The 20,914-nt window shown below is 70.3% G+C and carries 21 protein-coding genes; 12 read left to right on the top strand and 9 right to left on the bottom strand.

From position 1 onward, the window contains the following. Nucleotides 1–124: 124 nt before the first annotated feature. Nucleotides 125–976, bottom strand: a complete 852-nt coding sequence (locus DEW08_RS17355; protein ID WP_245986378.1) for a DUF1003 domain-containing protein — start codon at nt 974–976, stop codon at nt 125–127. Nucleotides 977–1,187: 211 nt separating this feature from the next. Between DEW08_RS17355 and DEW08_RS17360 the strand changes: the two genes are divergently transcribed. Together DEW08_RS17360 and DEW08_RS17365 are read left to right on the top strand one after the other, a co-directional pair. Continuing rightward, entirely contained in the window at nt 1,188–1,730 is a 543-nt protein-coding gene (locus tag DEW08_RS17360; RefSeq protein WP_168220384.1) for a DUF4398 domain-containing protein, read from the top strand. Then, complete coding sequence (locus DEW08_RS17365) at nt 1,727–2,512, top strand: OmpA family protein (protein WP_109329194.1); 786 nt, start codon at nt 1,727–1,729, stop codon at nt 2,510–2,512. Before DEW08_RS17360 ends, DEW08_RS17365 begins: the two co-directional genes overlap by 4 nt. A gap of 36 nt (nt 2,513–2,548) precedes the next feature. On the opposite strand, the gene DEW08_RS17370 is transcribed toward DEW08_RS17365, so the two are convergent. Then, nucleotides 2,549–3,076: a pyrimidine dimer DNA glycosylase/endonuclease V gene (locus tag DEW08_RS17370; protein WP_109329196.1), complete on the bottom strand. Its 528-nt coding sequence runs from the start codon at nt 3,074–3,076 to the stop codon at nt 2,549–2,551. A gap of 289 nt (nt 3,077–3,365) precedes the next feature. Between DEW08_RS17370 and DEW08_RS17375 the strand changes: the two genes are divergently transcribed. Further along, entirely contained in the window at nt 3,366–3,740 is a 375-nt protein-coding gene (locus DEW08_RS17375) for a hypothetical protein (RefSeq protein WP_146214713.1), read from the top strand. A 135-nt stretch (nt 3,741–3,875) separates the two neighbouring features. Here DEW08_RS17375 and DEW08_RS33235 read toward each other — a convergent pair whose 3' ends face one another. From DEW08_RS33235 to DEW08_RS17385, 3 genes are read right to left on the bottom strand one after another with little or no spacing between them, the layout of a single operon-like run. Further along, a complete protein-coding gene (locus tag DEW08_RS33235; RefSeq protein ID WP_281262044.1) occupies nt 3,876–4,118 on the bottom strand; it encodes a gamma-glutamyl-gamma-aminobutyrate hydrolase family protein in 243 nt (80 codons plus the stop codon). Beyond that, nucleotides 4,115–4,597 carry a gamma-glutamyl-gamma-aminobutyrate hydrolase family protein gene (locus DEW08_RS17380; RefSeq protein ID WP_281262045.1) on the bottom strand — a complete coding sequence of 161 codons (483 nt, stop codon included), beginning with the start codon at nt 4,595–4,597 and terminating at the stop codon, nt 4,115–4,117. Before DEW08_RS17380 ends, DEW08_RS33235 begins: the two co-directional genes overlap by 4 nt. 14 nt (nt 4,598–4,611) lie before the next feature. Beyond that, nucleotides 4,612–5,610 (bottom strand): amidoligase family protein, encoded by a 999-nt coding sequence (locus DEW08_RS17385; protein ID WP_109329201.1) that lies wholly within the window; start codon nt 5,608–5,610, stop codon nt 4,612–4,614. Nucleotides 5,611–5,945: 335 nt separating this feature from the next. Between DEW08_RS17385 and DEW08_RS33240 the strand changes: the two genes are divergently transcribed. From DEW08_RS33240 to DEW08_RS17400, 4 genes are all read left to right on the top strand, one after another. Then, complete coding sequence (locus DEW08_RS33240) at nt 5,946–7,310, top strand: HAMP domain-containing protein (RefSeq protein ID WP_211107148.1); 1,365 nt, start codon at nt 5,946–5,948, stop codon at nt 7,308–7,310. After that, nucleotides 7,256–9,070: a PAS domain-containing hybrid sensor histidine kinase/response regulator gene (locus DEW08_RS31735; protein WP_281262059.1), complete on the top strand. Its 1,815-nt coding sequence runs from the start codon at nt 7,256–7,258 to the stop codon at nt 9,068–9,070. Before DEW08_RS33240 ends, DEW08_RS31735 begins: the two co-directional genes overlap by 55 nt. Nucleotides 9,071–9,244: 174 nt before the next feature. Beyond that, on the top strand, nt 9,245–9,496 hold the full coding sequence (locus DEW08_RS17395; RefSeq protein ID WP_109329203.1) for a hypothetical protein: 252 nt from the start codon (nt 9,245–9,247) through the stop codon (nt 9,494–9,496). 77 nt (nt 9,497–9,573) lie between these two features. Further along, entirely contained in the window at nt 9,574–10,107 is a 534-nt protein-coding gene (locus tag DEW08_RS17400) for a hypothetical protein (RefSeq protein ID WP_109329205.1), read from the top strand. Nucleotides 10,108–10,111: 4 nt separating this feature from the next. Here the strand turns inward: DEW08_RS17400 and DEW08_RS17405 are convergent, their stop codons facing one another. Together DEW08_RS17405 and DEW08_RS17410 are read right to left on the bottom strand one after the other, a co-directional pair. Continuing rightward, nucleotides 10,112–10,729, bottom strand: a complete 618-nt coding sequence (locus DEW08_RS17405; protein WP_109329207.1) for a 3'-5' exonuclease — start codon at nt 10,727–10,729, stop codon at nt 10,112–10,114. Nucleotides 10,730–10,734: 5 nt separating this feature from the next. After that, nucleotides 10,735–11,328: an NUDIX domain-containing protein gene (locus tag DEW08_RS17410; protein ID WP_245986379.1), complete on the bottom strand. Its 594-nt coding sequence runs from the start codon at nt 11,326–11,328 to the stop codon at nt 10,735–10,737. A 284-nt stretch (nt 11,329–11,612) separates the two neighbouring features. Between DEW08_RS17410 and DEW08_RS17415 the strand changes: the two genes are divergently transcribed. The 5 genes from DEW08_RS17415 (at nt 11,613) to DEW08_RS17435 (ending at nt 17,332) form a co-directional block, all read left to right on the top strand. Next, nucleotides 11,613–12,629: an SAM-dependent methyltransferase gene (locus tag DEW08_RS17415; protein ID WP_109329209.1), complete on the top strand. Its 1,017-nt coding sequence runs from the start codon at nt 11,613–11,615 to the stop codon at nt 12,627–12,629. A 317-nt stretch (nt 12,630–12,946) separates the two neighbouring features. Then, nucleotides 12,947–15,637, top strand: a complete 2,691-nt coding sequence (gene acnA, locus DEW08_RS17420) for an aconitate hydratase AcnA (protein ID WP_109329211.1) — start codon at nt 12,947–12,949, stop codon at nt 15,635–15,637. A 141-nt stretch (nt 15,638–15,778) separates the two neighbouring features. Then, nucleotides 15,779–16,447: an NnrU family protein gene (locus tag DEW08_RS17425; RefSeq protein ID WP_109329213.1), complete on the top strand. Its 669-nt coding sequence runs from the start codon at nt 15,779–15,781 to the stop codon at nt 16,445–16,447. A gap of 97 nt (nt 16,448–16,544) precedes the next feature. Further along, a complete protein-coding gene (locus DEW08_RS17430) occupies nt 16,545–16,979 on the top strand; it encodes a CBS domain-containing protein (RefSeq protein ID WP_109329215.1) in 435 nt (144 codons plus the stop codon). Nucleotides 16,980–16,990: 11 nt separating this feature from the next. Further along, nucleotides 16,991–17,332 carry a DUF2934 domain-containing protein gene (locus DEW08_RS17435; protein WP_109329217.1) on the top strand — a complete coding sequence of 114 codons (342 nt, stop codon included), beginning with the start codon at nt 16,991–16,993 and terminating at the stop codon, nt 17,330–17,332. Nucleotides 17,333–17,586: 254 nt separating this feature from the next. On the opposite strand, the gene ltrA is transcribed toward DEW08_RS17435, so the two are convergent. Continuing rightward, nucleotides 17,587–18,600: a group II intron reverse transcriptase/maturase gene (gene ltrA / locus DEW08_RS17440; protein WP_245986382.1), complete on the bottom strand. Its 1,014-nt coding sequence runs from the start codon at nt 18,598–18,600 to the stop codon at nt 17,587–17,589. A 667-nt stretch (nt 18,601–19,267) separates the two neighbouring features. After that, nucleotides 19,268–20,911, bottom strand: coding sequence for a chaperonin GroEL (groL, locus tag DEW08_RS17450; RefSeq protein ID WP_109329219.1), 1,644 nt, complete (start codon nt 20,909–20,911; stop codon nt 19,268–19,270). Between the last annotated feature and the right edge of the window lie 3 nt (nt 20,912–20,914).

Consider the following 20,914-nt stretch of genomic DNA (forward strand, 5'->3'; position numbering starts at 1 on the left):
CGGAGCCGGGGGCAAAATGGCAGGATCGGCGACGGGTGGTCCGCGGAACGGTCGGCGCGGCCGAGCGAATCGACCAGGTCACGCCGGACGGAGTCGGCGACGCGGCGTCCGCGGCCGCCTCCCTTCATTTGCGCAGCCGCTTCTCCTGCATGATTTCGAGCTGGAGCTGCTGGATCTCGGTCAGGCGCTGCCACTGGCGCTGGAGGAGATAGTCCATCTTCTCGTGCAGGTGACGGATCTCCAGCTCGGCCTTCAGGTTGACGCGGTAGTCGTTCTCCGACCGCAGCCGGTCCTTCGCCTCCTGCCGCTTCTGGCTCATCATGATGATCGGCGCCTGGATGGCGGCGAGGCAGGACAGCACCAGGTTCAGCAGGATGAAGGGATAGGGGTCGAAGGTCTCGTCGCCGCGGGCGAGGTTGAAGACCATCCACAGGCCGAGGAAGAGGGCGAAGGAGATCAGGAAGGCCCAGCTTCCGCCGAAGGTGGCGAGATGGTCGGACAGCCGCTCGCCCAGCGTCCGGCGGTCCTCGTACTGCTCGTCGACGTTCTCGGCCAGCGTGTCGTGGTTGGCGATGCTCTCGGCGACGCGGCGGTCGAGCTCCGTCAGCTCGCCATGCTCGGCCTGCAGCAGGTCGGCGACGTGGAGCGCCCGGTAGCGCGCCACCTCCGACCGGCTGACCAGCGCGTCGGGCGGCAGGTCGGGATAGTCCTGGCGGATGCGGTCGGCGAGGCTGGGACGCAGCGTGTCGAGCCCGACGAGGTCGCGCTTGGGCCGGCGCTTGCCGCTGAGCGCGCAGGGGATGCGCTTGGACCGCTGGGCGGTGCCGAGCCCGCCCTCCCCCTCGTCGTCGCCGGGGTCCAGCATGTCCCCGCCGTCGGCCTCCTCCTCCTCCCGGTCGTCGCGAGCCTGCCGGCCGGGATCGGGCGTGACGGCGTCGGACGGCGCCTGCTGGTCGCGTTCGGGATGGTCGGTCATGGTCTCGGCCGCTCCGCACCGGTTGGTCGAGCGAGGGCATAATCCAGCGGCCGGCCTTTGTGAAATGATAGTTCCATAACAAGCCCCGCCGGGGGCGGCGGCATCGGGGCCCGCCGGGGGCGACGGAACCTCCCCCGCCCGTCGCGCGTTGCAGAGGACGAACCAACCCGAAGGGTCATGTCCCTTCGGCAGAGCAGGGAACCCCGTTGCCATGAACAGCAACCGACTCAACAGGCTGGGATGGCGCGCCGGCGCCGTCCTGACGGTGTCGCTCGGCCTTGCCGCCTGCGCCGGCGACGTGCCGCCGCCCACCGCCGAACTCGGGGCCGCCTCGCAGGCCGTGCTCGCCGCCGAGCAGGCCGGCGCCCCGCGCTTCGCCCCCGTCGAGCTGCAGTCCGCCCGCGACAAGCTGGCCGCCGCCGACACCGCCATGCGCGAGGACAAGCGGACCGAGGCCCGCCGCCTGGCGGAGCAGGCCCGCGCCGACGCCGAACTGGCCGCCGCCCGCTCCCAGCGCGCGCTGACGCAGGAGGCCGCGGGCGTGGTGCGCCAGCAGGCCAACCCGCCGCAGGCCGCCGCCCCCGCCGCCCCGTCGACACCCGGCTACGGCAGTTCCGGCGGCACGGCCGGCACGCTCGGCACCCTGCCGTCGGGCTCCTCCTACGCCGCGCCCTCCACGGTGCCGCCGACCACCCTGGCCCCGGGCGGCGCCGGCTGGGGCGGCGGCTACAGCAATCCGGAGATCCGTCCATGAAGCCGATTCCGAACAAGACCTCCCTGCTGGCCGCCGGGCTGGTGGTCGCGGCGCTGGCCGGCTGCGCCGACACCCCGACCGACACCGCCGCCCTGCTGCAGGCGCGGCGGGACTACAGCGCCGCCGCCGCCAACCCCGATGTCGCGTCGAACGCGCCGCTGGAGCTGCGCCGCGCCGAGGAGGCCCTGCGCAAGGCCGAAACCCTGCGCGACAAGAATGCGGATCGCCGCGAGATCGACCAGCAGGCCTACCTCGCCAGCCGGGAAGCCCAGATCGCCCGTGAGGCCGCGGCGACCAAGAGCGCCCAGACCGTGGTCGCCAACGCCGACGCCTACCGGCAGCAGGGGCAGCTCCGCGCCCGCAACGCCGAACTGGAGCAGCAGCTTCGCGACCTGCAGGCCGAGCGGACGGAGCGCGGCCTGGTCATGACGCTGGGCGACATCCTGTTCGCCACCGGCCGGGCCGAGCTGACCCCCGGCGCCTTCGAGCGGATCGACCGGCTCGCCCAGTTCATGCAGCGCTACCCGGCCCGCACCGTGCGGATCGAGGGCCACACCGACAGCACCGGCAACGCCGACTTCAACCTGCGCCTGTCCGAGGCGCGCGCCCAGGCGGTGCGCGACGCGCTGGTGGCGCGCGGCGTGAACCCCAGCCGCGTCGTCAGCCAGGGCATGGGCGAGGCGCAGCCGGTCGCTTCCAACAGCACCGACTCCGGCCGCCAGCAGAACCGCCGCGTCGACATCGTCATCTCCGACGAGGGCGCCGTCGCCCAGACCCGGTGACGGAGACCCGGTGACGGAGCGGGCAACCGCGGCCGCTCAGGCGGAGGGAGACGACGGGACGGTGCCGGATGCCGCCGGTGCCGGCACCGCCCCGATCATGAAATCCGGCACCGGCCGCCGCGTGTAGCGGGCGAAATGCGCCTTCTCGGCCCGGTAGAAGGCGCGGTAGGACGCCACCGGGTCGCCCGGCACCTTCCAGGCATCGGGCATGCACAGCGGCGGCGGCGACGCCACCCCGGGTCCCAGCAGGGCCCGCCAGTCGGCGCCGTCGCGCAGCGGCCCCAGCACCTCCGACGTCCTGTGGACGCGGCCGAAGCGGTAGCGGAACTCCTCCGCCAGCGCATCGGCGAGCTCCAGCGTCCAGCGGTAGTTCTCCGCCCCGGCCCGCACCCACAGCGTGACCGGATGGTTGGCGTAGGCCACCCGGTAGCCGACCTCCGCCCGCCGCAGCCGCAGCGCTGTGCTCATCATCTGCGCGGCCTCCACCAGCATCTTGCCGACATGCTTGTCGCAGTGCAGCCGGGCTGCCGCCGCGGGATCGCGATCCAGGAAGAAGATGTTCATCGTCCGGCCCGGGCAATGAGAAGAACTACCGAAACAAACCACCCCGGTGTTTCGTCGTTTCGCTTCCGGAGGAATATTCCCGTCTCTTGCGGATTTACCCGTCGCCCCGCCCCACACCCCCGGAGAGTAGGGGCCGGGAATGCTGTTCCGACATCGAAACCATGTCGCTGCTTCCCTGTTGAAAGGGGCGAAAGGGAGGACGGGCTCCTCCCGGCGGGCACCGGACAAGGCGCCCGCGGCAACCGGAGTGGCGCCCGCGATGGCGCCGTCACTAGATGGAGAGACGAGGATGCGTAACCTGATGATCGGCGCCGTCGCCGCCGTGGCCCTGATGGCGGGTTCGGCGATGGCCCAGAGCACCGGCTCCACCACCACCTCGCCGTCGACCGGCCTGTCGACCACCGGCCCGGCCAACTCGGGTTCGATGAACGGCGGTTCGATGAACAGCGGCTCGACGGGCACCAGCGGCTCCTCCTCCGGCATGGGCACGACGGGTTCGGTCGGCTCCTCGGGCTCGACCGTCGCCCCGTCGGGCATGGGCAACGCCACCGGCAGCAACCCGGCCCGCGACAACCAGACCGCCACCGGCACCCACTGCCCGCCGGGCACCCCGAACTGCGGCCCGGATGCGGGCGGCGGCGCCGGCGCCAGCGGCGGCCAGTAAACCGGCAGCGACAGCCGCTCCGGATGCCGCCTGGCGACATCCGGAGCGGCGTCACCGACCATCACGGAAAGCCCTTCCCCCGGCAGCGGAGGAAGGGCTTTTCCATTGGGACTTGCCGGATGGGCCGGGACCGCCTCAGGCCAGGGCGGCGGCGCGGCCGCGCGCGGCTTCGCCGAGGCCGGCGGCGACGGAGACCAGCGTGCGGAACAGGTTCTGCTGGCGGGAGTCGGTGATCAGGTATTCCGGATGCCACTGCACCCCGACGAGGAAGGGATGGGCCGCCGCCTCGATGCCCTGGACGACGCCCGCCCGTTCGCGCGCCACCACGCGCAGCCCGTCGCCCAGCCGGTCGACCGACTGGTGGTGCAGCGCGTTCACCCGGCACTCGGCGATGCGAGGATGCGGTAGAGGTGGCTGTCCGGCTCGATCCGGATGCGCTTGCGCGGCAGCACCGTGCGCATGTGCGGCGCTTCCTCGTACACCTCGTGGATGTCGATGTGCAGCGAGCCGCCGCGGTGGACGTTGATCATCTGCGAGCCGCGGCAGATGCCGAGCACCGGCAGCCCCAGCGCGGCGGCGCAGTCCAGCGCGCGCATCTCCAGCCGGTCACGCTCCGGATCGATGCGGATGTGCGGCCTTGCGGTCTCGCCGTAGAGCGCCGCGTCGATGTCGTCGCCGCCGCCGACCACCAGCCCGTCCAGATCCTCGATGGGATAGGGCGCCTCCGCCGTGATCCGCACGGCCGAGGCCCCGGCCCGGCGCAGGGCCAGCCGGTTCGCCCACCAGGCGATGCGGCTGCCGTGGACGGAAGCGGTCACCCCGATCAGCGGCTTCGCCCTGCCCGTCAGCGCGACCATGGCGCCCTCGCCCGTCAGCCGGCGCGCGGCGCGGCGACGCGGCGGCGGGCCTCCTCGGCCCAGTCGCCCAGCGCCTTGCGGGCGGCGAAGGCACGGTAGTCCGCCCCCAGCCGGTCGAGCCGCTCGCGGTCGTCCGCCAGCTCCTCCACCGCCACCCAGCGGTTCCATTCCGTCGCCAGCGACCAGGAGGGATCGCCGAGCCTGGCGTTGGGCAGGCGGTAGTGGAAGGTCGGGCGCGACCGCACATGCGGGTCCGTGACCTTGGCGAACAGCCGGTCGGGATCGAGATGCGCGAAGAGCGGGAACAGGTCCAGCTCGCGGTTGCGCGTCGGATTGGCCGCCAGGTAATCGTCGATCAGCCCGCCCAGGTCGGGACGATAGGCCGGATCGACCACCTTCAGCGCGTAGTCGGCCGGGAAGGCGGCGATGAAGCCGGTGAGCCGCCGGGTTGGATCGATCCTGATCTCGCTGCGCAGCCAGGGCGCCAGGATCAGGAAGGCCTTGAGATGGTCGAGGATGTAGCCGGCGTCCTCGCGCGCCACCTCGGGATTGAAGTGCAGCCCGAAGGCGAAGAGCGGGCTCGCCTCCGTCCCGGCGGCGCCGCGGCGGCGCAGGCTGTGGATCAGCGCCTCCAGCTCCTCCATCTGCGCGATCGGCACCGGCGGGGCGGCGACCTCGAAGGGCATCACCAGGCTTCCGATGTTGCCCCACAGCGGACGCAGCGCGTCGAGCAGCGCATCCGCCTTGCCGGGGGCAGACCCGGGCGGCGGCGCGCCGGTCTTCGCCGGATGGGCCGAGCGCATGTCCAGCTCCACCGTGAAGTCGCCGAGCCTCGTCCCGCGGACCGCGCAGCGGTGCGGGTCGATCACGTCGATGACTCCGCCATACAGGTCGCGCACCGCGGTCGCCGCGGACGGTGCGTCGAGGTCGGCGAATTCCAGTTCGACGCCCACCCGGCGGGGCGTGCCGCCGGCGGTGTCGGGATGCGGGGGGAGGAGGAAGGGTGTGGTCATGGCGCCGGTTCAACAGCGCACCGCGCTCGCATGTTCCCGCGGTAGAGATCGTTTCGCCTACGCTCCGGTTCCGGAAGTCTCCGCCTCCTATCGAAAGGAGTAATCCCTTCTTTCCAGGCATCCCGGCGTCTGAATGTCGGAATTTGTGACGAAGTATTTCAGGTGTGATTTCAAAGTCGAAAAGCCGTTCCACGAAAGCGCCGTCTGATTTCTTTGTTGTCGCGACTCTATCGGGTCAAATTAACAGTGATTTAACCATGACGGGGCTATCCACAGGAGGGCGGCACGGGCAGGGGAAGGGTTTCCCGCCGGGCCGCGCCCTGGGGAGCACGCTCATGACGCTTCTGACCCGCCTCTTCCTGCTGGTGCTGCTGGCCGTGGTCCCGGCGCTCGGCATGCAGCTCCACAGCGTCCTGCAGCTCCGCTCCGAACGCGCCGGCGAGATCGTCGCCCAGGCCGAGCGCATCCTCCACATGGTCGAAGGCGAACAGTCCCACATCGTCGAAAGCGCGCGGCTGATGCTGGCCGCGGTCGCCGAAGCCTCGTTCCTGCGCACCAACGACGTTCCCCGCTGCCAGACCTATCTGAACCGGCTGGTCCGCTCCTCCGAAGGCTATCGCGCCATCTCCGTCGCCGACCGCGACGGGCGCATCCTGTGCAGCGGCGACCCGTCGCGCATCGGCGCGACGATGGCCGACCTGCCGCATTTCCGCCGCGCGCTGATGGAGGAGCGATTCGTGGTCGGCGAGTGGCAGCCGGGATCGTCCGCCGCCGGATCGTCCGCCGCCGGATCGTCTGCCGCCGGATCGCCGGACGATGGCGGCGAGCTGCCGGTCGCCGTCCCCTTCCGCGGCGAGGACGGTACGCTCGGCGGCGTGGTCACCGCAGCCCTCGATGCACCCTGGCTGACCCGCAACTTCGCCGCCCGGCCGCTGCCGGGGAATGCCTCGCTGATCGTCGCCGACCGCTCCGGCACGGTGCTGGTGAAGCTGCCGGCCGGCACCGCCGGGATCGGCGAGAAGCTGCCCGCCTCGCATCTCGCCCTCCTCGGGGCGGAGCGGATGGGCGTCGCGGCGCTGCCCGGGCTGGACGGGGTGCCGCGGGTGATGGCCTTCTCCCCCGCCACCGCCGGGGTGCGCGACCTGTTCATCGGCGTCGGCATCGATCAGGCGGCGGCGATGGGCGCCATCGACCGCGCCACGCGCGACGGCGTGCTGATGACGCTGGCCGGCCTGGTCGTCGCCATCGCCGCCGCCTGGATCGGCGGGACCTGGTTCATCCGCCGGCCGGTCGAGGCGCTGGTCCATGCCGCGCAGTGCTGGCGGACCGGCGACAGCGCCGCCCGCGCCAACCTTGCCGACCGCAGCTCCGAGATCGGCCGGCTCGGCCAGGCCTTCGACGCGATGGCGGAGACGCTGGAGACGCGCGAGGCGGCGCTGCGGGCATCCGAGCGCCACACCCGCGCCGTGCTGGATGCGCTGCCGGTGCTGATCGGCGTGCTGACCACCGACGGGGTGGTGGTGCAGGTCAACCATGCCGCCGCCCAGGCGCTCGGCCTGCCGGCGAAACGCATCGTCGGCAATCCCTTCGGCCAGGTCTGCTGCCTGTCGCAGGGCGAGGACGGGGCGGGCGGCTGCGCGAGGCGCTGGCCGAGGCGGCGGCCGGCCGGCAGACCCGGTTCGACGCCGCGCTGCGGATGAACGGCGGCCGCACGGTGATGGTCGACATCGGCCTGACGCCGATGCGCGACGAGACCGGCCGCGTGACGCACGTCATCGCGTCGGGCCTCGACATCACCGAACGCAAGCAGGCCGAGGAGGCCCTGCGCGTCGCCGGCGAGCGGTTCCGCACCGCGCTGCGCAACTCGGGCGTCACGGTGTTCAACCAGGATCTCTCCCTGCGCTACACCTGGGCGCACAAGCCGATCCTCAGCTTCGGCCCCGAGGACCTGATCGGCCGGACCGACCATGAGGTGCTGGAGAGCCGGGAGGACGCCGACCGGCTGACCGCCATCAAGCGCCGGGTGCTGGAGACCGGCGAGGGTTGCCGCCAGGAGGTCAGCATCCGCGAGAAGGGCACCACCTGGTTCTTCGACCTGACCGTCGACCCGCTGCACGACGACGACGGCCGCCTGACCGGCATCACCTGCGCCGCCGTCAACGTCACCGACCGCAAGCAGGCCGAGGCCGACCTGAAGCGCGCGCGGGAGGAGGCCGACCGCGCCAACATCGCCAAGTCCAAGTTCCTGGCCGCCGCCAGCCACGACCTGCGCCAGCCGGTGCAGTCGCTCTACCTGTTCGCCGCGGCGCTGGGCGACCGGCTGCAGGGCCATCCCGGCCAGGGGCTGCTGGACAACATGCGCCAGGGGCTCGACACGCTGAAGGGGCTGCTCGACGGGCTGCTCGACATCTCGCGCCTGGAGTCCGGCAAGATCACCGCCGCCCCGGTCGACATCCGGCTGAACCTCCTGCTCGGCCGGCTGGTCGCCGAATACGCCCCGCGCGCCCAACAGAAGGGGCTGGAGCTGCGGGCGATCCCGACCCGCGCCTGGGTGCGCAGCGATCCGGCCCATCTGGAGCGCATCCTGCGCAACCTGCTGGAGAACGCCCTGCGCTACACGCCCAGGGGTCGCATCCTGATCGGCTGCCGGCGGCGCGGCGACGCGGTGCGGGTGGAGGTGTGGGACAGCGGCCTCGGCATCCCGGCCGACCGGCTGTGCGACATCTTCGAGGAGTTCACGCAGCTCGGCGACCGCAACGGGCGCGGCCTGGGGCTGGGACTCGCCATCGTCCGGCGCCTGTCGCGCCTGCTCGACCATCCCATCGGCGTCCACTCGCAGGAGGGCAAGGGCTCGGTCTTCTCCGTCACGCTGCCGCGCGTGACCGCCGCATCCCCGGCCGCCGCCACCTCCACCCGGCCGGCCGCCGCCATGCTGGCCGCCAGCGCCTTCGCCGAACCGCCCTGCCGTCCGGTCCCCGGCGCCATCACACCGCCGGGGCCGGGCTCGCCCGCCGTCGCCCGGGGCATCGCGCCGCGCGCGGCGGTCAACGGCGCGGCGGTCACCGGCGCGGTCGCCAACGACGGGGCGGCCAAGGATCTGGTGCTGGTGATCGACGACGAGGCGATCATCCTGCTCGGCCTCAAGGCGATGCTGGAGGGATGGGGCTATGACGTGCTGACCGCCCGGTCCGGCGACCAGGCGCTGGAGCGGCTGCGCGCCGACGGCCGCCGCCCGCGGCTGGTGCTGGCCGACTACCAGCTCCAGCAGGGCCGCACGGGGCCGGAGGCGCTGGTGGCGGTGCAGGGGCTGGTCGGCACCGACGTGCCCGGCATTATCCTGACCGGCGACACCGCGCCCGAGCGGCTGGCCGAGGCGGAGCGCAACGGCTTCCGCATCCTGCACAAGCCGGTCTTCCCGAACGAGCTGCGCCGGATGATGGCGCTCGCCGGGGCGGCGTGACGCGGGTCAGGGTCCGCCCGGAGGCCGCCCGGCGAAAGGCCTAGTTCCCGCCACGGGGAATCATGGCATACTCAAGTACTACGGAGGCGCGTTTTCGGCGCATCGCCTCCGGCAGGCACGCCGTGACGGTTGCAGACCCTTTGACTCGATATACTCCGAAGAGGTAGTGTGGTCATGACCGAAGCCGGACAGAAGAAGGCCGCGATGACCGCGCACACCGATTCCGATCATGCAGATGCGGTCGACGGCTTGTTCCGGCCCGAACCGAAGCGCGGGCTCGCCGCGCTCATAGGATCGGTGCTCGGGCGCCGGACCACGCAGTTCGACGACGACGCGGCGGTCGCCTTCGCCCGCAAGACCTGGAAGAGCGGCGACGCGACCCATGCCAGGGTTGCCCGCGACCTGCTGAAGCACTGGCCGCAATAGGCTGCCGTTCCCTGATCCCGCAGTTCCTCCTGATCCCATAGAAGACCCATGCCGTTCAACGAGGGCTGGCTGCTGCGATGATGAGACATCGTAAGCGGGTCGAGGCTCTTCACGCCCTTTTCGAGGAGTGGAAGAGGAAGACCGGACCGACCCTCGCCGGTTTCGGGATCATTCTCGAAGAACCGCTCGAACTGGACGAGCTGTCGGTCGAGCAGGCCGCCGTCGATATCGCGGAACTGCGGAAAGCCCTGTCCGGCAGCCCGGCGGACCATGGCCCGGCGGCGCAGACGCTGTACGTCATCACGACGGCCATCATGGGCCAGCGCCCGGTACGGTGCGCCGCCTTCGACAGCGACGCGCAGGCCCGCGAGTTGAAGGTCATCAACGCCCTCTACGCCATCGCCGTGGCACTGGCCTATCTGCGGGTCGACGACGAGAATGCCGATGCCATCCTGCGGCGCCTGCTGATCCACCTGCTGGCGGGGGGTGTGCCCGGAAGGCCGGATGCCGGCCTTGCCGCGCTCCGCTGGTTCAGCGACGCCTATATACGCCGCCGCTGGCTCATCGCCGGCCCGATCTGCCTGCGCGAAGGCTGCTTCGCGATCTCCTGAACGCTCAGACCACCGCGGCGCGGCGGCGGGCCGGGGCGCGGCCGCCCTTGCATGGGGTGTAGCCGTCGGCGGTCACCTGGCCCAACAGGATGCCCGTCGCGCCCTCGATCTCGTCGAACCGCTCCAGCCCCAGCCTGCGGGTGGCGGCCAGCGCGATGCGGCCGCAGGCCTCCGCGTCGCTGCCCGCCCGGTGATGGTCGAGCGTCAGGCCGAGAAAGCCCGCCAGATGATTCAGCTTGTGCGCCGTCAGGTCCGGCCAGGCCCGCCGCGCGAGGATCACCGTGCAGAGATAGGAGCAGGCCGGCCACGCCATGCCGTAGTCGCTCAGCGTATGGCGCAGGACGCTGAGGTCGAAGGCGGCATTGTGCGCCAGGACGAGCCGGTCCCGGAAGCGGTCGCGGATGCGGTCCCACACCGCGGGAAATTCCGGGGCGTCGGCCACATCCTCCGCCCGGATGCCGTGGATCGCCGAGTTGAAGGCGTTGAAGCGCAGCTCCCGCGGGCGGATCAGATGCTCCTCGGTGGCGACGACCCGCCCGTCCTCGATCCAGGCGACGCCGATGGAACAGGCGCTGGTCCGCGTCTCGTTGGCGGTCTCGAAATCGATGGCGACGGCGTGCATCGGGCTCAGCGACCCAGGATCAGACGGGTCACGTCCTCCGGCAGCCGCCCGGCCGTCGCCAGAACCTGCACCTTCAGCAGGGCCGTGACCGCGATGGCGTCGGTGATGCGGCCGTCGAGCGCCATCTCCAGCGCCTCGGCGAAGGGCACGCGCCGCACCTCGATCATCTCGGTATCGTCGGGCTGCGCCTCGCCCTGCTCCAGCCCCCAGGCGAGGAAGCCATAGGCGACCTCGTCGGTCAGGCTGTTGGACAGGTGCAGCGTCATCAGCGGCAGCCAGTGGCGGGCGGTCTGGCCCGTCTCCTCCAGAAGCTCGCGCTGGACGCTGACCAGCGGCTCGACGTTCTTCTCGCCGCCGCCTTCCGGGATCTCCCAGCTGTACTGGTCGAGAGCGAAGCGGAACTGGCCGACCAGCGTCACCCTGCCCTCGTCGTCGATCGGCACCACGCCGGTGGCGATGCAATGGGGCCGCACGACACCATAGATGCCGGGGTTGCCCTGCGGCGTCAGCACGCGGTGCTCGACCACCTCCATCCAGGCATTGGCGTATTTGGTGGTGGCGGACAGGACGGTCCAGGGATTCTCGTGCTCTTCGGACACGGGCAGCTCTTCCGGCACAGGACAGGCTCGCTTCAGCAATGTGGTGCCGAACTATAGGATCTGCCGCCGGGTGCTGCAACGGCTCCTCCCCGGCCAAGTTACGCAAAATTTTGCGATAACTCGTTTTCTTTCCAAAGTCATAGTAAAGCTTTGGTTTCTTGACAGACCATCGCTGCATTCTTACTTCTAATTTGCAACATAAAAAGAGATATCGCTGCATATTTGTAACGCTTTGTCTCAAATCCGAGGCATCGCATAAGGATCAGAGGAAAGAGGACGGGACGGTGCAGCGGGAGATCGAGCGGTGGCGCAACCCCGACTGGCGGGCCAGACTGGAGGCCTGGTGGGAGGGGTATGACCTGGCCGACCTGCAGCGCCGGATCGACCGGATGGCGAGCGGCCCGCGCTCCGCCCTGCGCCCGGTCGAGTCGGTGGGCACCGCCGCCCATCCGCATCCCGCCGGCACCGCCGCGGCCGTGGAGGCGTCCGCCGTCGATTACGAGCGGCTCAGCCTGCAGCAGCTCGACCGCCAGGGCGAGCCGGTGTGGTCGCCGGCGCGGGCGGAGGGGGCGCAGCTCCTGTGGGGCGACGATCAGGTCGGCCCGTCGGATGCCCAATGGATGGTGGATTCGGTCCGCTCCTTCGGGCTGAACCCGGCCAAGAGCGTGCTGGACCTCTCGGCCGGCCTGGGCGGCACCGCGAGGGCGCTGGTCAACAGCTACGACACCTGGGTCACCGGGCTCGAGGCGTCGCCGGTGCTGGCGAAGATGGCGATGGAACGGTCGAAGGCGCTCGGCCTCGCCAAGAAGGCGCCGGTCGCCCATTACGATCCGGAGCAGTTCAACCAGGCCGGCAGCTTCGACCTCGTGATGGCGGACCGCGTGGTGCACGGGGTGCGCGACAAGGACGGCCTGCTCGACCGCATCGCCGATTGCGTCAAGCCGCGCGGCGGCATCCTGCTGTTCGACTACGTGATCGAGGGCACGCCGGGGTCCTGGGACAACTGGAACGGCTGGCGGTCGGAAGAGCCGCTGGAGGTCTATCCCTGGACCGGCACGAGGCTGGCGGACGAGCTGTCGCAGCGGAACCTGGACCTGCGCGTCTGCGAGGATCTGACCCGGCTGCACCGCCGCCAGATCATCGAGCGGGTCCGCCGCCTGGGCGAGACGCTGCAGCAGGCCGTCCCCGGCGCCCGCGTGCTGTCGGCGCTGGCGCGCGAGCTGTCCTTGTGGTGGATGCGGCTGAAGGTGCTGGGCAGCGGACTGCGCTTCTTCCGCTATGTGGCGGTGAAGCCGGCCTGAGCCGCCAGCAGAGCGCGGTCGCGCCGGGTCCGGCGCAGGCGTCGCCGCCGGGCCGGCAAGTGGTCATACCAGGAAACGGCAAATCAAGACGGCCGGCGATTGCCCGGCCCCGCGGTCCGCCAAGGGCGGGATACCCGGGCTCGTCTCTTGCATTCTTACGGCGCAGCCCCAGATCCGGACTGTGATTTGCCCTGGACATGGCCCGAGGACGCCGTGCCCGGAACATATGCCCGAATCCCATGGTTTCCGACGAACGCCGGACAATCGTCGCCGTCTGACGCAAGCCGCCATCCGACGCGAAAAAAGGAGGCACAGCCGTGACCACGTTCACCGGTCAGGACACGATGAAGACCCGCCGCTCTCTCCAGGTGGGCGGCAGGAGCTATGACTATTTCAGCCTGAAGGCCGCCGGGGAGGCCGGGCTGGGCGACCTGTCCCGCCTGCCCTATTCGATGAAGGTCCTGCTGGAGAACCTGCTGCGCTTCGAGGACGGGCGCACGGTGACGGTGGACGACATCAAGGCGGTCGCCCAGTGGCTGAAGGACAAGCGGTCCGACCGGGAGATCGCCTACCGCCCGGCCCGCGTGCTGATGCAGGACTTCACCGGCGTGCCGGCGGTCTGCGACCTCGCCGCGATGCGCGAGGCGATGGCGGCGCTGGGCGGCGACCCCAGGAAGATCAATCCGCTGGTTCCGGTAGACCTCGTCATCGACCATTCGGTGATGGTCGACTATTACGGCTCGGGCGACGCCTTCCAGCGCAACGTCGAACTGGAGTTCGAGCGCAACCTGGAGCGCTACGCCTTCCTGCGCTGGGGCCAGAAGGCGTTCGACAATTTCCGCGTCGTGCCGCCGGGCACCGGCATCTGCCATCAGGTCAACATCGAGTATCTCGCCCAGACCGTCTGGACCGACAGCGACCCGGCCGGCAAGCTTGTGGCCTATCCCGACACGCTGGTCGGCACCGACAGCCACACCACCATGGTGAACGGCCTCGGCGTGCTGGGCTGGGGCGTCGGCGGCATCGAGGCCGAGGCGGCCATGCTGGGCCAGCCCATCTCCATGCTGATCCCCGAGGTCGTCGGCTTCAAGCTGACCGGCCGGCTGAAGGAGGGCACCACCGCCACCGACCTCGTGCTGACCGTCACGCAGATGCTGCGCAGGAAGGGCGTGGTCGGCAAGTTCGTGGAGTTCTTCGGCCCCGGCCTCGACAGCCTGACGCTGGCCGACCGGGCGACCATCGGCAACATGGCCCCGGAATACGGCGCCACCTGCGGCATCTTCCCGGTGGATGCGGAGACGCTGAAGTACCTGGCCTTCTCCGGCCGCGACGCCGAGCGCGTCGCGCTGGTCGAGGCCTACGCCAAGGCGCAGGGCATGTGGCGCGACGCCGGCACGCCGGACCCGGTCTTCACCGACACGCTGGAGCTGGACATGGACACGGTCGAGCCGTCGCTGGCCGGCCCGAAGCGTCCGCAGGACCGCGTGCCGCTGTCGGCCCTGGCGCAGGGCTTCGCCAGGGACATGGTGGAGTCGTTCAAGGCCGACGACCCGAAGAAGGCGGTCGCGGTCGCCGGCGCGGACTACAAGCTGGAGCAGGGCGCCGTGGTGATCGCCGCCATCACCTCCTGCACCAACACCTCCAACCCGGCCGTGCTGGTGGCCGCCGGCCTCGTCGCCAAGAAGGCGGTCGAGAAGGGGCTGACGCAGAAGCCCTGGGTCAAGACCTCGCTCGCCCCCGGCTCGCAGGTGGTGACCGACTATCTGGCGAAGGCGGGGCTGCAGCCCTACCTCGACCAGCTCGGCTTCAACATCGTCGGCTACGGCTGCACCACCTGCATCGGCAACTCCGGCCCGCTGCCCGACCCGATCGCCGCGGCGGTCGAGGAGGGCAATCTGGTGGTCGGCGCCGTGCTGTCGGGAAACCGCAACTTCGAAGGCCGCGTCAACCCGCACACCCGCGCCAACTACCTCGCCTCGCCGCCGCTCTGCGTCGCCTATGCGCTGGCCGGCAACCTGCTGGTCGACCTGACCCGGGACCCCATCGGCACCGGGGCGGACGGCCAGCCCGTCCATCTGAAGGACATCTGGCCGACCAACCAGGAGGTGCAGGACGCCATCAACGCCTCGCTGACGCCGGAGATGTTCCGCAGCCGCTATTCGGACGTCTTCAAGGGGCCGCAGCAGTGGCAGGCGATCGCCACGGCGGAGGGCCAGACCTACCAGTGGCAGGCGAGCTCCACCTACGTGAAGCTGCCGCCCTTCTTCGACGGCCTGCCCAGGACGCCGGAGCCGGTGTCGGACGTCCGGGGGGCGCGGGCTCTCGCGGTGCTGGGCGATTCCATCACCACCGACCACATCTCGCCCGCCGGCTCGATCAAGAAGACCAGCCCGGCCGGCGAGTATCTGCTGAGTCATCAGGTCCGCCCGCAGGACTTCAACTCGTACGGCGCCCGCCGCGGCAACCACGAGGTGATGATGCGCGGCACCTTCGCCAACATCCGCATCAAGAACGAGTTGCTGCCGGGCGTCGAGGGCGGCGAGACCAGGCACTATCCCTCGGGCGAGCGGCTGCCGATCTACACCGCCGCCATGCGCTATGCCGACGAGGGGGTTCCGCTGGTCGTGGTGGCCGGCAAGGAGTACGGCACCGGCTCGTCGCGCGACTGGGCGGCGAAGGGCACCAGGCTGCTGGGCATCAAGGCGGTGATCGCCGAGAGCTTCGAGCGCATCCACCGCTCCAACCTCGTCGGCATGGGCATCCTGCCGCTGCAGTTCAAGGACGGCGTCACCCGCCAGACCCTGAAGCTGGACGGGTCGGAGCGCTTCGACATCGCCGGGATCGAGCAGGACCTGCGGCCGCGCAAGGACGTCACCCTGACGCTGACCCGCGCCGACGGCAGCAAGGAGGAGCACACGCTGCTGCTGCGCATCGATACGCTGGACGAGGTCGAGTATTACCGGAACGGCGGCGTGCTGAACTACGTGCTGCGGCACCTCGCGGCCTGACCGCCGCGGCAGGATCCGGGTCTTCGCCCGCGGGTGGCCGGCCGGCCGCCCGCGGGTTTTTCCTGCGGCCATGGAGCGGGCAGGCCCTGAGAATTGATCGCAATCAAGGCGCCCCTCCCGGCCGCGGCGTTTGATCCCGTCATGACCACCGCTCTCCTCGCCTCCGCCCTTCTGCTGTTCGCCAGCCATGCCGTTCCCTCCTGGCCGGGGGTGCGGCCCGCGCTGGTGGCGCGGCTGGGGCGGCCGGGCTTCGCCGCCCTGCATTCGGTCGGCTCGCTCGTCACCCTCGCGCTGTTCGTCTTCGCCTATGCCGAGGCGGGCGGCGGCATGCCGCTGTTCGTGCCGGCGGACTGGGCGCCGCCGCTGGTGGCGGCGCTGATGCCGCTGGTCTTCCTGCTGCTGGCCGCCCGCGTGACGACCAGGTTCGGCGAGCCGGCGGCGCCCAACCCGCCGCGCGGCATCTACCGGATCACCCGCTTCCCCGGCAGCGTCGGGCTGCTGCTGTGGGCGCTGCTGCATCTGCAGGCGACGGGTGACGGCCGCCGGGTCGTGCTGTTCGTCACCATGGCGGCGATCGCCCTGTTCGCCATGGCCAAGAACGACTGGCTGCTGCGCCGCTCGGCCGAGGGACGCGCCTTCCGGGCCGAGACCTCCATCCTGCCCTTCGCCGCCATCCTGGCGGGGCGGCAGCGGCTGGCCCTGGCGGAAATCGGCTGGGCACGGCCGTTCGGCGGGCTGGCGGCCTATGCGGCGATGCTGGCGGTGCATCCCCTGCTGTTCGGGGTCGATCCGCTCTGGTGGCTCGGCTGACGCCCGCCCTCTTCGGCTGACGCCCGGCCGGCGTACGGGCGCGACGTCGCGGCTCCCGCGCTGTTGCTTCAGACAAGCGACAGAAGAGGGCGAGCCCATGAAGATCCGAGACATCATGACCCGGCAGGTCGAGGTGGTGCGGCCCGACGACACGATCCGCAGCGCCGCCCGGAAGATGGACCAGTTCAACGTCGGCATGCTGCCGGTGTGCGACGGGCAGACGCTGGTCGGCGTGCTGACCGACCGCGACATCACCGTGCGCGCCACCTCCGCCGGCCTGGCGCCCGACCAGTGCAAGGTGTCCGAGGTGATGACCGCCGAGCCCCGCTATTGCTACGAGGACGACGCGGTGATCGAGGTGACGCGGCTGATGGGCGACCTGCAGATCCGCCGCGTGCCGGTGGTGGATGCCAACGACCGGCTGACCGGCATCGTCGCGCTGGGCGATCTGGCGACGGATGCCAAGGACGACGCGGCGGTCGGCGACGCGCTGGACCGCATCTCCACCCCGTCCGAACCCGACAGGACCTGAGGAGGCCGGCCATGGAACACATCCTCGGCCCCAACGACCCGCGGGTGCGCGCCCGCGCCTACGACATCTGGGAACGGGAAGGCCGGCCGGAGGGCCGCCACCTCGACCATTGGGCCCGGGCGGCCCGGGAGATCTCCGCCGGGGAGGGCGACGGCTACGGCCCCGACGACGGCATCCAGGTCCCGGACAACGCCAGCAGCCGCAGCCTGCGCGAGGCCGCCGAAGCGCTGAGCGCCGCCGACCGCGACGCTTCCGAAGCGCCTGCCTCCGAAGCGCCGGCCCCGGAAACCCCGGCCCCGGAAACCCCGGAGGAGAAGAGCACCGCCCGGCGCCTGGAGGAGCGCCTGTGGTAGCGGGCGCACGGGGACGGCCGCCATGAATCGGCATAGGGTGCGACCCGAGAAGGTCGCACCCCTGCCACACCACCCGGCATGCGGGTCCGCACCGGGCGGTTCGGGGGATTGAGGTCATGCGAGCCTGGGCAGTCCGAGTTGGTCTGCCCATTTGATCGTGAGGACTGCATTGAGAAGCTTGCCGCTGTTGCCCCACCAGGGTCGGCCATTGGCCGCGATTTGTTGGGCGACGGCGGGCTTGGCCCCTCTGGCCGTCAGTTCCCGGAAGATGGTCTTCCCCGCTTCCACTGCTTGAGCTGAATGGCCCGCAGCCGGTGGCGTATCCATTCGTCCAGCGTTCGCCGGACCTTTGGAGTTTGCGCCAGTCGGAAGTAGGCTTTCCAGCCCAGCAGGAAATCGCGCAGCCTCGCCACCACCGCGGCCATCGACCGTCCCGTCAGCCGGGGCGTCAGGTCGCGGATGTGGTCCTTGAACGCCGTGATCGCCTTGTCGGCGACCCTCCGCCTGACCTCTCCCTTCGGTCCGGCCCAGAAGGCATAGCCGAGGAATTTGCGGCCGAAGACGGGGGCCACGGCGCTCTTGGCTTCGTTCACCGTCAGGTGCAACCGGCCATGGAGGCGCCGCAGCAGGGCCATCACCCGCTCTCCCGCCCGACGCGACCGCACATGGACGTTGCAGTCGTCGGCGTAGCGGCAGAAGGCATGGCCCCGGCGTTCCAGTTCCTTGTCCACCTCGTCCAGGATCAGATTGGCCAGCAGCGGCGACAGCGGTCCCCCTTGCGGGGAACCCGTCCGACGCCGTGCGACCGCCCCATCGTCCTCCATGACGCCGGCATCCAGGTAGGCCCGCACCAGCCGGATGATGGCCGGGTCCGGGACCCTCTTGGACAGACGGTCGATCGGAAGGTCATGGTCGATCCGGTCGAAGAACTTCTCCAGGTCCACATCCACGACGATCCGCCGGCCGGACTGCACGAAGCTTTGCGCCGCAAGGACGGCGTCGTGCGCACTCCGGCCGGGACGGAAGCCGTAACTGTGGTCGCTGAAGCCGGGATCGAGGATCGGCTGGAGAACTTGCAGCATCGCCTGTTGGATCAGGCGGTCCGTCACCGGGGGAATGCCGAGTTCGCGCTCGCCACCCCCAGGTTTCGGGATCATCACGCGACGCACCGGCTGCGGCCGGTACGTCCCCTCCCGCAGGCTGTCGCGGATCGCCGGCCAGCGGCTCTTCAGCAGTGCGGCGGTCTGGTCGATGTCCAGGCCGTCCACTCCCGCTGCACCCCCGTTGGCCCGCACCTTCCTCAACGCTCGCAGAAGGTTCTCTCGCGCCAGGACCGCATCCAGCAGCCCCGGCCCCATGGCGTCCGTGTCCCGGCGCGGGCGCTCGGCTTCGTCAAGACGGGCCTCCGGACGGGCTTCACCCGTCCTCCTCTCCCGCCTCCCGGATCGCTCCGGCATCTGACGCATGGCCTCACGCATCGTCGGGTGGACTCCATTCTCCCTCGTTCGGCCCTTCGGTCCGGCTCGCGCCTCGCCTACTATGGCCTCTGCTGACTTCCCGCTCCGGCTCGACGCCGTCGCCCTTTCAGGCGCAAGGCGGGATCTCCCCAGGTAAGAACGCGTTCCTTCGCTGCACGACCGCCGGATTTACGCCACCGACCCTTGGTCACAAGAGCTTCGCGGTTCCATGCCCGCTCGCCCTGGTCGGCACCGCCTCATATCCGGTTCTTGTTCATCGGCCCGCAGCTGCGATCCACGCTTCCTTCCCACGGTCGGTTGCCCTTCCGCAGTTGCGCTTCTCTTCGTTCGCCGTGACCAGCTTACGGAGGGACTTACACCCTCAAGAACGCGCTAATGCTGGGCGCACATGGAAAAGGGGCGCCCCCTTGCGGAGGCGCCCCTTCCCGTTCGACAGATGGTGACCGTGGGCCGGTGATCAGAAGCCCATGTCGTCCATGCCGCCCATGCCGCCCGGCATGCCGGCCGGAGCAGCCTTCTTCTCCGGCTTCTCGGCGATCATGGCCTCGGTGGTGATCAGCAGGCCGGCGATCGAGGCGGCGTCCTGCAGGGCGGTGCGCACGACCTTGACCGGGTCGATGATGCCGGACTTCACCAGATCGGTGAACTCGCCCTTCTGGGCGTCGTAACCGAAGTTGGCGTCGTTCTGCTCCAGCAGCTTGCCGACCACGATCGAGCCGTCGGTGCCCGCGTTGTAGGCGATCTGACGGACCGGGGCCTGCAGGGCGCGGCGGATGATGTCGATGCCGACGCGCTGCTCGTCGTTGGCCGGCTTCAGGGCGTCGAGGGCCTTGGTGGCGTACAGCAGGGCCGAGCCGCCGCCGGCGACGATGCCCTCTTCCACCGCGGCGCGGGTGGCGTGCATCGCGTCGTCAACGCGGTCCTTGCGCTCCTTCACCTCGACCTCGGTCGCACCGCCGACGCGGATGACGGCGACGCCGCCAGCCAGCTTCGCCAGACGCTCCTGCAGCTTCTCGCGGTCGTAGTCCGAGGTGGTCTCCTCGACCTGGGCGCGGATCTGGGCGCAACGGGCCTCGATGTCGGCCTTGGAGCCGGCGCCGTCGACGATGGTGGTGTTCTCCTTGGAGATCACGACCTTCTTGGCGGTGCCCAGCATGTCGAGGGTGACGTTCTCGAGCTTGATGCCGAGATCCTCGCTGATGACCTGGCCGCCGGTCAGGATGGCCATGTCCTCCAGCATCGCCTTGCGGCGGTCGCCGAAGCCCGGGGCCTTCACGGCGGCGATCTTCAGGCCGCCGCGCAGCTTGTTGACGACCAGGGTCGCCAGGGCCTCGCCCTCGACGTCCTCGGCGACGATCAGCAGCGGACGGCCGGACTGCACGACGGCCTCGAGGACCGGCAGCAGGGCCTGCAGGCCCGACAGCTTCTTCTCGTGCAGCAGGATGTACGGATTCTCGAGATCCGCGATCATCTTGTCGGCGTTGGTGATGAAGTACGGCGACAGGTAGCCGCGGTCGAACTGCATGCCCTCGACGACGTCCAGCTCGGTCTCGAGGCTCTTGGCCTCCTCGACCGTGATGACGCCCTCGTTGCCGACCTTCTCCATCGCCTGGGCGATCATCTTGCCGATCTCGGCCTCGCCGTTGGCGGAGATGGTGCCGACCTGGGCGATCTCGTCGTTGGTGGTGACCTTCTTGGCGCGGCCGCGGATGTCGTTCACCACGGTCTCGACGGCGATGTCGATGCCGCGCTTCAGGTCCATCGGGTTCATGCCGGCGGCGACGGCCTTCACGCCCTCACGGACGATGGCCTGGGCCAGCACGGTGGCGGTGGTGGTGCCGTCGCCCGCCAGGTCGTTGGTCTTCGAGGCGACCTCGCGGACCATCTGGGCGCCCATGTTCTCGAACTTGTCGGCCAGCTCGATTTCCTTGGCGACCGACACGCCGTCCTTGGTGATGCGCGGAGCACCGAACGACTTCTCGATCACGACATTGCGGCCCTTCGGGCCCAGCGTGACCTTCACAGCGTCGGCCAGGATGTCCACGCCACGCAGCATCTTTTCACGCGCGGAGGCGGAGAACTTCACTTCCTTGGCAGCCATCTC

Origin of the sequence: Azospirillum thermophilum, from assembly GCF_003130795.1 — a bacterium.
GTDB classification, from domain to species: domain Bacteria; phylum Pseudomonadota; class Alphaproteobacteria; order Azospirillales; family Azospirillaceae; genus Azospirillum; species Azospirillum thermophilum.

Coding starts and splice junctions, on each gene's coding strand:
- DEW08_RS17375 (WP_146214713.1), top strand. CDS start 3,366: ATGCGTAACCTGATGATCGGCGCCGTCGCCGCCGTGGCCCTGATGGCG.
- DEW08_RS17425 (WP_109329213.1), top strand. CDS start 15,779: ATGACCACCGCTCTCCTCGCCTCCGCCCTTCTGCTGTTCGCCAGCCAT.
- DEW08_RS17380 (WP_281262045.1), bottom strand. CDS start 4,597: ATGGTCGCGCTGACGGGCAGGGCGAAGCCGCTGATCGGGGTGACCGCT.
- DEW08_RS17400 (WP_109329205.1), top strand. CDS start 9,574: ATGATGAGACATCGTAAGCGGGTCGAGGCTCTTCACGCCCTTTTCGAG.
- DEW08_RS17435 (WP_109329217.1), top strand. CDS start 16,991: ATGGAACACATCCTCGGCCCCAACGACCCGCGGGTGCGCGCCCGCGCC.
- DEW08_RS17365 (WP_109329194.1), top strand. CDS start 1,727: ATGAAGCCGATTCCGAACAAGACCTCCCTGCTGGCCGCCGGGCTGGTG.
- groL (WP_109329219.1), bottom strand. CDS start 20,911: ATGGCTGCCAAGGAAGTGAAGTTCTCCGCCTCCGCGCGTGAAAAGATG.
- DEW08_RS17360 (WP_168220384.1), top strand. CDS start 1,188: ATGAACAGCAACCGACTCAACAGGCTGGGATGGCGCGCCGGCGCCGTC.
- DEW08_RS17355 (WP_245986378.1), bottom strand. CDS start 976: ATGACCGACCATCCCGAACGCGACCAGCAGGCGCCGTCCGACGCCGTC.
- DEW08_RS17370 (WP_109329196.1), bottom strand. CDS start 3,076: ATGAACATCTTCTTCCTGGATCGCGATCCCGCGGCGGCAGCCCGGCTG.
- DEW08_RS17395 (WP_109329203.1), top strand. CDS start 9,245: ATGACCGAAGCCGGACAGAAGAAGGCCGCGATGACCGCGCACACCGAT.
- DEW08_RS17405 (WP_109329207.1), bottom strand. CDS start 10,729: ATGCACGCCGTCGCCATCGATTTCGAGACCGCCAACGAGACGCGGACC.
- DEW08_RS17385 (WP_109329201.1), bottom strand. CDS start 5,610: ATGACCACACCCTTCCTCCTCCCCCCGCATCCCGACACCGCCGGCGGC.
- DEW08_RS33240 (WP_211107148.1), top strand. CDS start 5,946: ATGACGCTTCTGACCCGCCTCTTCCTGCTGGTGCTGCTGGCCGTGGTC.
- DEW08_RS17430 (WP_109329215.1), top strand. CDS start 16,545: ATGAAGATCCGAGACATCATGACCCGGCAGGTCGAGGTGGTGCGGCCC.